This window comes from Sphingobium sp. SG1 (genome assembly GCF_057063145.1).
Map to the genome: position 1 here is coordinate 1 of NZ_JBVVOJ010000077.1, position 288 is coordinate 288.

Below are 288 nucleotides of genomic sequence, written 5' to 3' on the forward strand. Positions count from 1 at the left end.
GCCAGAGGTGCCGTAACTGGGGCGAAGGATGTGGTGACGACTACCATGGCTGGAGCCAAGGATTCTGTAGCCAGCACAGTCTCAGGGGTGGTGGATAAGACCAAAGGAGCAGTGACTAGCAGCGTGGAAAGGACCAAGTCTGTGGTCAATGGCAGCATCAATACAGTTTTGGGGATGGTGCTGTTCATGAACAGTGGAGTAGATAATGCCATCACCAAGTCGGAGCTGCTGGTAGACCAGTACTTCCCTCTCACTCAGGAGGAACTGGAGATGGAAGCAAAAAAGGTG

Annotated in this window: 1 protein-coding gene; it reads left to right on the plus strand. The window is 52.8% G+C overall.

Going from position 1 to position 288, the window contains the following annotated elements; translation table 11 throughout:
• Positions 1-33: 33 nt before the first annotated feature.
• Positions 34-288 (plus strand): hypothetical protein (locus AC0KVN_RS27615; protein ID WP_483656839.1); only part of this gene is annotated, 255 nt, incomplete at its 3' end.